General features: G+C 25.0%; 12 protein-coding genes and 1 pseudogene. 2 read left to right on the top strand and 11 right to left on the bottom strand.

What is annotated here, in order from left to right:
* The 5 genes and pseudogenes from F811_RS16920 to F811_RS0101460 all read right to left on the bottom strand — a co-directional run.
* Nucleotides 1-628: pseudogene (locus F811_RS16920) on the bottom strand (hypothetical protein); the annotation flags it as partial.
* Between the two features lie 58 nt (nt 629-686).
* Entirely contained in the window at nt 687-2,306 is a 1,620-nt protein-coding gene (locus F811_RS0101475) for a phage portal protein (RefSeq protein ID WP_020003531.1), read from the bottom strand.
* A 23-nt stretch (nt 2,307-2,329) separates the two neighbouring features.
* Nucleotides 2,330-2,626, bottom strand: coding sequence for a hypothetical protein (locus F811_RS0101470; protein WP_014487979.1), 297 nt, complete (start codon nt 2,624-2,626; stop codon nt 2,330-2,332).
* An 82-nt stretch (nt 2,627-2,708) separates the two neighbouring features.
* On the bottom strand, nt 2,709-4,670 hold the full coding sequence (locus tag F811_RS0101465; protein ID WP_020003530.1) for a terminase gpA endonuclease subunit: 1,962 nt from the start codon (nt 4,668-4,670) through the stop codon (nt 2,709-2,711).
* A complete protein-coding gene (locus tag F811_RS0101460; protein WP_020003529.1) occupies nt 4,663-5,385 on the bottom strand; it encodes a hypothetical protein in 723 nt (240 codons plus the stop codon). The genes F811_RS0101465 and F811_RS0101460 overlap by 8 nt, the downstream gene beginning before the upstream one ends.
* 171 nt (nt 5,386-5,556) lie before the next feature.
* Here F811_RS0101460 and F811_RS0101455 point away from each other — a divergent pair, with 171 nt between their 5' ends.
* Together F811_RS0101455 and F811_RS0101450 are read left to right on the top strand one after the other, a co-directional pair.
* Complete coding sequence (locus F811_RS0101455; RefSeq protein ID WP_020003528.1) at nt 5,557-6,147, top strand: glycoside hydrolase family 19 protein; 591 nt, start codon at nt 5,557-5,559, stop codon at nt 6,145-6,147.
* Nucleotides 6,140-6,475: a hypothetical protein gene (locus F811_RS0101450; RefSeq protein WP_020003527.1), complete on the top strand. Its 336-nt coding sequence runs from the start codon at nt 6,140-6,142 to the stop codon at nt 6,473-6,475. Before F811_RS0101455 ends, F811_RS0101450 begins: the two co-directional genes overlap by 8 nt.
* On the opposite strand, the gene F811_RS0101445 is transcribed toward F811_RS0101450, so the two are convergent.
* The 6 genes from F811_RS0101445 to F811_RS15380 form a co-directional block, all read right to left on the bottom strand.
* Nucleotides 6,476-7,171, bottom strand: a complete 696-nt coding sequence (locus F811_RS0101445; RefSeq protein ID WP_020003526.1) for a hypothetical protein — start codon at nt 7,169-7,171, stop codon at nt 6,476-6,478.
* A gap of 8 nt (nt 7,172-7,179) precedes the next feature.
* Nucleotides 7,180-7,503: a hypothetical protein gene (locus F811_RS0101440; RefSeq protein ID WP_020003525.1), complete on the bottom strand. Its 324-nt coding sequence runs from the start codon at nt 7,501-7,503 to the stop codon at nt 7,180-7,182.
* 75 nt (nt 7,504-7,578) lie between these two features.
* Nucleotides 7,579-8,394, bottom strand: a complete 816-nt coding sequence (locus F811_RS0101435; RefSeq protein ID WP_020003524.1) for a hypothetical protein — start codon at nt 8,392-8,394, stop codon at nt 7,579-7,581.
* On the bottom strand, nt 8,391-9,293 hold the full coding sequence (locus F811_RS0101430; RefSeq protein ID WP_020003523.1) for a DUF488 domain-containing protein: 903 nt from the start codon (nt 9,291-9,293) through the stop codon (nt 8,391-8,393). The genes F811_RS0101435 and F811_RS0101430 overlap by 4 nt, the downstream gene beginning before the upstream one ends.
* A 153-nt stretch (nt 9,294-9,446) precedes the next feature.
* Entirely contained in the window at nt 9,447-10,415 is a 969-nt protein-coding gene (locus F811_RS0101425; RefSeq protein ID WP_020003522.1) for a tyrosine-type recombinase/integrase, read from the bottom strand.
* Nucleotides 10,416-10,703: 288 nt separating this feature from the next.
* The coding region (locus tag F811_RS15380; RefSeq protein WP_033425194.1) for a sigma factor-like helix-turn-helix DNA-binding protein at nt 10,704-11,050 on the bottom strand (347 nt) is incomplete at its 5' end.

Here is an 11,050-nt window from a genome sequence, read left to right as displayed (position 1 = left end):
ATTGCCAAGTACCTCCAAAAAGTTTTTCTGGAGATTTGCTTGCATCAAAAGTTCCATCATCTTCAGCAAATTGTATGTATGTTGATCCTATTGGATGTAATAAATCTATAATTTCTTGTTTTCCCATTCCTTCACCTCTTATTAATTTAAATTTACTGTTTATATATACAAATTCAGTTGAACTTTTTTCAAATAAAATAAAAAACTCTGTACCATATTTTATATATACATTATGGTCAGTATTATTTATTATTAATATATTGCTTATATAGTTTATATTGTTTTCTGCAGTTAAATTAATATTATGAACATTTTCGTTTATATCTATAACAAGATGTCTTTGATATCTTTTTAATTGATAACCTGTATCATCATTTAATTCTATATGAGAATTTATTAATTTCATTATTGCCTCTAATTTCTGAGAATTATCTGCAGTTTCGTCTTCTCCATTTGGACTGATAGAGGCTGCTTTTAATAATGCCTGAGAAAATCCCCAATTATCATTAAGTAAATCTGCTATTATTTCTGTACCATTTGTGGCTCCCGGACTATTAGCATCTACTGCTTTTGTATTTGGAAATTCTTCTCCATTGGTATTTATAAATGCTTGACTGTAATCTTTCATATAATAATTAAAACTGACTAAACATATTAAAAAGATAGATTTATCAGTTTGCTCCTTTTTATTCTAGTTCTTTATCTTCTATATCAATTATATTATTTATAGGTTTGCCTGAAGAATCTTCTATATCTTTAAAACTAAGTCCCATTTTATCCATCACATCTTTTTCTTTTTTTAATATTCTCATAACTTCTTGGAAAGATTTTCCTACTATTCTTTTATTCCAAAAATCTCTTGAACCTATACCGTATTCTATAGCAGTTGCTGCTGCTGATACATCTTTTTGTATATCTACGCTTGGTCTTGATATACTGCTCCAACTTGCATTGGTCCAAGAATAAATAGTTTCTATATCATTTTCCATTATTGCTTTTAATAAATTTTTAGCTTCTAATTTGCCATTTAATATGCTTGATATTACTTTTTCATTATATATTGGCTGTAAAAACTCTTTTGAAAATTGATAATTTCTTGCCTGAAGATAAACGTTAAATTCGTTATTTGCCTGTCTTGAAGCTGAAAAATTATTCTGAAAATATAATCTTACTATTTCCGGCGGTATTTCCAAACTCCAAGAAATAGTATTTAATATAGTTTCCTGAAATATTCCAAAGTTAACATTTGGTCTAACTGTATTAAAACTAACAGGCTCTTCTCCGTATTTTAATTCATCTAATACCATACCCGGCAAATTATCTGTTATATTAAACTTTCTGCTTTCTTCTTTATCATTTATTATAATATCTGTTTTCTTTATAGCTCCATGCTGATAAGGTGCTGAACCTAATCCTTTTTCTCCTTTTTTTATGAATAATGGAAGCATAGCATTAATAACAGCAGCACGCATTTCTGAATCTTTATATCTGTCTAAATCTTTCATCATATATAAAATATTAGAAAGTATTGGTTCGCCCCGGCAGTCATCTAATAATTTATCTGTACCATATACAAGCCATGCTAATCTTCTTCCAGATTTCTCTCCATAAGCTGGTATTCTTTTATATTCTAAAAGATTGTCATTATAATTATTTGAAATATAATATGCTACTTGTCTTCCTAAGTTATCAAACTCTATGCCATGAAGTATTTTATTTCCTTTTCTAGGTGTATATCCTAAAGGTGTTCTTACATGACTACCATCTATTAATTGAATATAAGGCATTTTAGTTTTAGGAGATATTCTCAAAACTACCAAACAATCTCCGCTTATTAATGCAGTTTGTCTTACATCTAACTGTAATTGTCCGAAAGTTTTTTGATTATAATAATCGCATAATTTAGGATTTTCTGCCCATATATTAAAATCTAATTCAGCTTTCTGACTCCATAAAACGGTTTCTTCTTCCGTCATTTTTGTATACATAGTTAAAGGATTAGCCTCTAAAGTTAAACCTTTATTTATTTCATTTCTTAATATTCTTCTTAAAATACCTCTGGCATAAGGATTTTCTTTAAATAATTGTACGCTTCTTTTTCTTAAAGTATAATAATCTACAAAAGTATAATCTTTAGTAATTCCAAATGAACCTGGAAATGTATCGCCGTTAAATATTGTTTGTACTATATCAGTTAAATAATAATTATAAGGATCATTCAATCTATCTGAATTATTATTTATTAATAAAGGCTTATCATTATATTTATTTATATTAATATCTAATCCAAATATTTTGAATTTCATTAATTTTTACCTTAATAAAATAATTACCAAGAAGGATTTACATGTATTACAGAAGGCTTACCTATACCTAAATGCATTTCTAATTCTCTCATTTGATTAAGTATATCTTTTTTAGCTTCTATTAATTCTGATAAATTATGTCTTGTAACTGTTTGTGTAGTTTGTCCTGTATTAAGAGTATAGCTTTTATGATTTTGTACAGATAATATAGCTTTATCATATTCAAAAAGCAGTATTCTTAAATTGTTATATTCATTTTTATAATATTCTTTACTGGATAAAGAACTTATATTATTATCATCATCAAGTTTATTACTCATTATTATTAAAGTTCCTAGAGTAGGGCATTATTATAAAATTATATTAAATGCTTGGAATAAAAATGCAATATAGGTAACTTTTCTACTTAATTTCATCGTAAAAATAACCTTGCTTAGAATATTCCCAAAAATCTTTCCAATTTAGATACTCTATATTTAATTCATATTTACAAATATTAAATGCAAAAAATTCCAAATTAGCTAAATTATAGCAATGTGTATCGAATAAATGGTTTTCCCGTCCTGCTGTTAATTTCCATCGTGTGCGTATATATTTATTTGTTATTTTATCATATTCATCAATTCTATTTTCTGCTGAATAATGATCAAAATAATCATCTGCAAAATCATTAGGAAAATTAATATACCAATCGGGTAATAACTTATTAGTTTCTCTTGGTAAATTAAGAGTTCTTGCTATAAAGTCTTTTTGCTTTGTAGTATTTATATGAAGTGCTAGAGAAAGCCCTGCTTTTAATATAGTATCTCTATTGAAAGCCTTATAAGTTAATCCGCCTTGTATATAATCATTTCCTTTTATGGCATAAACTCCGTAACTATAATGTTTGCAAAACTCATATACATAATCTGTATATTTTCCGCTGTCTATAAATGTACTATTTATTCTGTATATTTTTTCATCATCTGAAATCCAATTCTTATTCATTACTATATCATCAAGTTGTTTCCAAACTATAGAATTATAATTTTCTGTTTCTCCTTCTATAAAAAATGCATCTATCAAATAGCTTATTCCTCTTTCACACCAGCCTCGTATATCTACCCATAATCCGTTTTTTTGTACGTCTACAGCTGAAGTTAATAATAAAATACCGCTTCCTGTTTCTTCTATAAACTTTTTATTATTTATTTGATTTTTTAAATAATGATAACTTCTGTTTTGTTTTACTTTATCCGCTCTTATAGCTTCGCCTCTTTCTTCAAATGGAAGTCCTTGCATAAGGTTTCTAAACTCTCTATATTTCTCTTTATCTTTTAATCTGTTATTTTTTATATCCCAGCATTGATTCCATTTTTGAACTATATCTTCCCAAGAAAACATTCCTACAGCTGAATATAAAGCAGAAATATGATAGCTTATTAATTTAGGATCTTTAGATTTTGAGGTTGAAATCCATTCGCCTTCCTGAAGTATTATAGCTTTATCATGATTTTTCATTATATGTCCGCAATATTTGCATTTATATCCTACAGAACTATAATCTATTTCTCCGTTGCTATGATTGAATACTATTCCATAGGTATGTCCTGTTTCTGTTATGCCGTGAAATATTAATTCCTGTTTCTTTTTGCATTTTATGCAAGGAACAAAAAACTTTCTTTGATCACCTTCTTTATATAATTTATATATTTTACTTGTTTGTTCTACTAATGGAGTAGAGATATATAATATTTTTCTTTTTGAAGCATAGGCATTAGTTCTATTATCTGCTAAACTTACTGGATCGCCTTCTTTTCCTATTTTATCAGGCATACCGTCCAATTCATCAAATAAAATTACAGGAAAACTCATACTTCTTAATTTGCCCGGATTTTGTGCTCCTATTGCTATTAAAAATCCACCTATATAATCTTTTTGCAAACTTGTATCTCCAGTCTTTTTTGTATTCACTCCAGTTTGTGAAAAAATCCTATCTCTTAATTTACAGCTGTCTATCATTCTTTCTACTTTTATTTCCATATTCATTTTTACAAGTTCTTTATCAGCTGAAATATATAATTGAGGTTTAGGATCACACCCTATATTATAAGCTATAATATTTTCTAAAATGCCAGTTGTTGCTCCTATTTGTACTCCTTTCATTACAACTATTTTTTGATATGGAGATTTTGGGGACATATTATCAAGTATTTCTTTCCAGAAAGGAGTTCTTGAAAACTTATAAAATCCCGGTATAGGAGATATTTCTTTATCTAATGCTCTAACTCTTTCTATATAATGACTAGGAAGTTCATATTCTTTTTTGTCTGTCAATCGGTCGAACATTTTTATTATAAAGGATAATTCATGTTCTTTATTCATTATTATTTTCCAAATGTTTATTGAGCAGTTTATTTATTTCTCTTTTTATTGATTCTTTAGTTTCTGTTAGAATCATAGAAAAGTCTTTTGTCATTTCTTCTATAATTTTCATTCTTACATTATTTTCATTAGTTTTTATTAATGCTGTTAAATTATCTACTGCACTATCCGGATAATCTAATAATCTTAAATTAAGAAGTTCTATATACTTAAATATATATGTCATAACAAAGTCTTTTTCTATAAGTTCTAAATCTCTTTCTTTTATTTTTTGCTCTCTTTCCTGTGCCTGTAATAATTTGTATAGTACATCAGCCCAAAACTTTAATTTTACTGGTTCATCATATTCTATAACAAGTTCTTTTATAGTAAGGTTCATTAAATATGCAGGAAGTCCTGTGATATCTGTAAATTTCTTTTCATCTAAGATTTCAGTTTCTTTTTCTTCATTATTTCCTTTATTTTTAAGACTTTGACTGCTTTTATCTGTAATTTTTTCAATATTTTCTAGGTTATGTCCAGATATTGATTTGGCAAAATTATTTATATCTTCTAATGTTAATCCTTTATTAAGAAGATAAGATATATTAACTTCATTTGCTAGGTCATATCTGTACTGATTATCTCTAATTAATTTTTTATTTTTTACTGCCTGTCTTAGAGCTTCTATGCTTACATTTGCTAATCGTCCAAACTCTTTTGAACTTACTTTCATAAACTTCCTGTATGATATATTAATTGAAAACTTTTCAAGTATAAAAAAAATGCATTTACTATTCAAAAGCCGCACAGGCTGGAGCATAATTGCGTACGCTGGTATGGCTTACAGTACCTTAAAAATGTATACCTATCTTGAAAATGTTTTTATAGCTATTACACTACATATATGAATATAATCAATATACTTAACAAATTACAATGCAATACCGCTTTTGCTAAACCTCTTGAAATAGTTTTTTCTGAATACCAGTTTCATAATTATCATCAGTTAATTTCATTCATTACACAAATAGCATTAAAATCAGAAAATTTTTATTTCACAGAGGAATCTTTCACTAGCACAAATAAACTTATAAACTCTTTTGAATGTATGAATATTAAGCAGGCTGAAAAATTATCTAAAAAAGGAGATAAATCTATAGCAGCATACATCAAAAAGTATGGAACTGTAAATGATAATAACAAATATAATTACAGAGAAAGAGGTTTAATTAGATTAAAAGGAAAAGAAAATTATGCTTTATATGGTAAGAAATTAGGCATTGATTTAATACAAAGTCCTTATAATGCTAAAAGAGATTATATAGCTGCTAGAATTGCTTTAGAGTATTGGTTTCATAATAAATGTAATGAAAAAATTAATAATTTGGAAGAACTTACAAGAACTGTTCAAGGAAATATTTATTCTATAGATAAAATTATAGAAATGATAAATATAATAAAAAGTCCAAACCAAAAAGGAGATATTAATGCCTAACAAAAAAACTTCTATTAAAGAATTAGATGATTATATTAAAGCTCATAGGGATAATGAAAAATCAAAAGCTGTATTAGATGAAAAGAAAAAAGCAGCCATTATATATCTTAAAAATAATACTGATGGAAAGATAGAGTATAATCATAAAAATATAACTTTAGTAAACACAAATAAATATTCTTATTCTTCTGAGGTTACAGGTATTCAAAAAAATATAGATGCTCTTATAGAAGATAGAAAAAAGCAGGAAAAAATAGAAGTGTTAAATGGAACAGCAAAAGTTATAGATGTTTATAGTTATATAAAAATGACTGATAAGGAAGCATAATTATATTATATGTTTAGATTTTAATAATTTATTTATATTAGAATTGAATATATTTTGAAAATCTTTAATAGGTTTCTCTATAGCAGGTTTTAACCATTCTCTTTTTTCTATTCTAGCTTCTTTTTGAGATAAATTATATATATGTTCTTTTGTGAAATAAGTTTTATCTCCTGCTTTAGTGAAACCTGTTATTTTATAAATATTATCTTTATATCTTAAAAATTTATTTTTTTTATATGCTTCATAAGCAGCTGCTATAAGACGAGATTTTTTACTTCCTTTTCCTTTATTGTATTTAATTATATTTCTTTTTATTTTATTATAATAAAGTTCTTTTGAAACTAAGTTAGAATTACTTCCATTTCTAGCTGCTGTTTGAGCCATTAAAATATTATTTCCTGTTTTACTTTTCTTTATTCCGCCTTCTTCATGCAAAGCCATATATGATATTTTATCTCTGGCACCTACAGATGAAAACATATTAGATATACTTGTATTTTCTGCCTTTTCTACTTGTATATTTCTCTTAGTGAAATTATTTCTCAAATTAAAATAATTGTTTATATTTTGTAAAACATTTTTTCTACTTAAAAAAGCAACAGTATTCAAAGTATTTTTTATTGATATTTCAGCGGCTTTTTTAATATTTGCAAATCCAAATTTTAATTTACTTGTATCTACTTTAATTTCATACATAAATATTATTATTTTTCAAAATAGTATTTTATATAATTATTGATTATAAGTACAATATTATCATCATCAATAAATATTAAATGTGTATTAGAATATGGTTTGTTTTTGAAGTTAAATATAAATCTATATTCATTTTGTAGGCTCATTTTATTTCCTATTTTGAATGTTTTAGATTTAATACCATTTTCCTCAAATATTCCAGAACCATCATTATAAATAATAAGTTTTCTATTTTCTTTATCAACATAGCTTCCAGATCTTCTATATAATTGAGCCTCTAAATATAAAGTATTAATTGATAAGATAATAAATAATATATATAAATATTTCATACAAATAAATTATATGTTTCTATTAGATTACAGTCAATAAACTGTTGCGATAATTTGTGTTATCGTAATACTTTATTATAAATCTAAAAAATATTGTTCTTCTTTGTTAGGATAGAAAACTCCTATTATAATAAATGGATTTTTAGATTTATAATGAAATTCTTTAGTAGTACCTAAAAATAAATATATATCCTTATTTTTTGCTATATCTAAATATTTATTTTTTACTAAATCACAAGCTATTTTTTCATCATTATGAGATTTTAAACAATTCCAAAATAATGCCCCTATTTCCCAATCTTCAATATAAAGTTTACTTTCAAGTCCATTAATGTCTTTAAATTTATAATAAAATCTATACGGTAATTTATCTACCAATGTAAAAAAATTATCATGGCTAAATAAATTATATTGACTATATATAGCATCTATTTTATTTTTATCCCATTCTTTTTCTTTTTCTTCCTCAATTAAAAAATCTATTATTTCTGTAGGTTTAAATATAGCTAAAGATACACATTCATTTCCTTTTTTCCTAGAACAGTCTATTAAAAGTTTTAAATCCCTATATAGATTGCTATTTTTTTTAAATATAATTTCTTTTCTTTCTTTCCAATTATTATTTGTTGTAACCTTATCCAACATAGTTATAGTTTCAATATTTAATAAATGATAACTCTCTGGTCTGAAATCAGATTTATTTTTTTCTATATCCATTTCAACCCACTGATATTTTATATATTTTAATTCATTTTCTAATTTTCTAAATGGTATAGGATATACCCTTATAAAGTTTCCATCTTCTGTAAATCCAGCAGTACAAACTAGTTCTCCATAACTATATGATATTGTTGGATAAGTTTTTACTGTAATAAATACTTTTTTTCTCAAAGGTCTTTTACTCCATACTCCAATATATTCCAACTATCTAAATTAGTTATAGCATCCCTTACAATACTTCTGTGACATTGGATTGGTAAAGCTTCAAAACATGTCAATGCTATCCTCTTATGTTTTAAAAATTTATTAAATATATATTCTACATGTTTAAAATTGTTTATTAATGTTGTATTTTTGTAATCATTAAAAAGCTCATCATAGTCTTTTTGATTTTTTAATTCCTCTCTTTTTTCAGATTCTATTCCCAATTCTGGTATATGTTCATATTCTATATTAATATTATTTAACCATTTTTTCAGTGTATATTTTGAAAAACCATATTTCATACTAACAGCATTTTTTCTAACATCAATAACTAGTTTTATATTATTTTTGATTAGTTTATTTATATATTCTTCTAATGTTATACCTTCATAACCAATTGTAAATAACATATAATTATTTTTACTAAAAATAGTATTTTTTAAATTAGATATCTCTTTTTGAGATAAATATCTATCTATTATTTCACTATTTAAAGAATAAAAAGGATAATTTTTATATATAAATGATAATAATTCATTAGTATCTTTATTTCCATGAAGCTTATAGATTTTTCTTATTATATCCATATCTTCTCTTTTTAGTTGTTTAGCATATAAAATATCATCTGTTTTACTAATGAATGTATCGTCTCTAACTATATTATTCTTTTTTAAAAACTCTATATCTGAATAAGATTGTATTGAAAAACATCCATATTTATATGGTATAAAATGATAATAGGATTTCCTAGTATTTTGTAATTGTTCTTGAGATATTAAAAACAAAAATTTTTGAAAATCCGTTTTATTTAATTTATTTCCAAATTCTTCTAATAAAGATAGTATAATCTTCCTTCTATAAATCATATAAAATAACTTCTTTTTTAATTTATTAATTATATTATTAAAATAAAACTATTTAAACAATATACTGTTTTATAAAAAAATCAATATCTTAATGTAAAATAATACAGTGTTATATAGTGTTGCGATAATATAAATTATCGCAACTATAGAATATTATTCTACCTCCAAACTTTTTAAGTATATTCCTGTTATAGCTATACTACTATGATTTAATGCCTGTCTAATAAGTTCTATATCTTTAGTTTGTTTATATAAAGTAACAGCAAAATAATGCCTTACATCATGTATAGAGTAGGCGGCTTTTATTTTACCTTGATTATATAAACGCTTTGAACTTCTATAAAATATGTTCCTTATTACTTCAGAGCTTTTATTTTTGAAAGGATTATTAAAAGAAAGATTATTCTGTTTTAATAATTTAATAACTTTTTCAGTAACTTTCCAGCTTATTTCTTTTCCTTTTGAATAAGAATAATATTTGTTATTTTTAATTTCTAAATTAGGTAAAGCCCCGACACGCACTCCGCATTCCATTATAAAAATGATGGCCACTTTTATGAGAGGATCAGATATATCTTTAATTATTAATTCAATTTCTTTTTTAGTTGGCACTTCTAAACGTTTCTTATTTTTTACTGGCGGACGAGTTTTTGTACCTCTAAAAGGATTTTTCATAAACGGATATCTTCTTTCTAAAAAAGAAAAGAAAGAGGAACAGGAAGAAACTAATGCACGTACACTTAAATTAGAAAGCTCACTAGAATTAACTTCTGTTATAAAATCATCAGCTTCTCTAGCTTTAATAAATAAAATATTTTTGTTATTCATTTCACCGCAGGTGCTCCTTCGGAGGCAGTATTCCTCTAGTTTATTAAGTCCGTTTTTATACTGTCTTTTTGTGTGATTGCTTTTTGTTTTTGAACATTGCTTAAAAAAGTTTTCTTTCTCTGTTTCATAATCTATCTGTTTAATAAGCTGCTCTTCTTTCATATAGTCAAGTATATTCAAGTAATTAGCTTGCTTAATTAGTCGACTGACCGCTGTTAGCGGAAGTTCCGCTTGCTCTTGGCTTATTATATTATTGCTTTGTAATATTAATTCTTTATTTTTCTTAGAAGCCATATTTATACCTTTTCATAAATTAAAGACTTATTACGATTTTTTTAGTCTTTATTTATATGAAAAGAATATAAACTTTTATAACTTTTTAAATATACATAGCTATTATTTATTTTTAGACTTTTATATTATATTATTTTCAATCAGTACTGTAAAAATATTAGTAGGTGATATTTTTACAGTATCATAGCGATGTTATGAAGATAAGTTGGTGTTTAAACTGCTTTTAAAAGCCTAATTTTAATGATAAAGCCTCCACTCCCTCCTTTACAATTATAAGATTAAAAATGCCTACTTCATTTTTGATAATTGTCTATTATTAAATGCTCTAATTACTCCAGATGTACACAATCTATTAGTAGATACTTCATTATCTTTTAAATAACTATCATATTTTTGTACTCGTCTATGTACATTAGATTTACTTATATTTAATTTTTTAGCTATAGAATGAACACTTAAATGTTTATAATAATACATATTAAATATAATTCTGTCTAAATCATTATTTATTGACTTATAACAATTAGATAAAACTACATCAGGATATTTATACTGAAAAAATATATATTCAGGCTCATATTTTTTATTATCAGCTATAATATCAATCAAAGATTTCTCTTCTTTATCATCATCAT

The organism is Brachyspira innocens ATCC 29796 (assembly GCF_000384655.1).
Classification (GTDB): domain Bacteria; phylum Spirochaetota; class Brachyspiria; order Brachyspirales; family Brachyspiraceae; genus Brachyspira; species Brachyspira innocens.
Note: the sequence above shows the minus strand (reverse complement) of the source record. Positions and strands in the feature narration are given on the sequence as shown.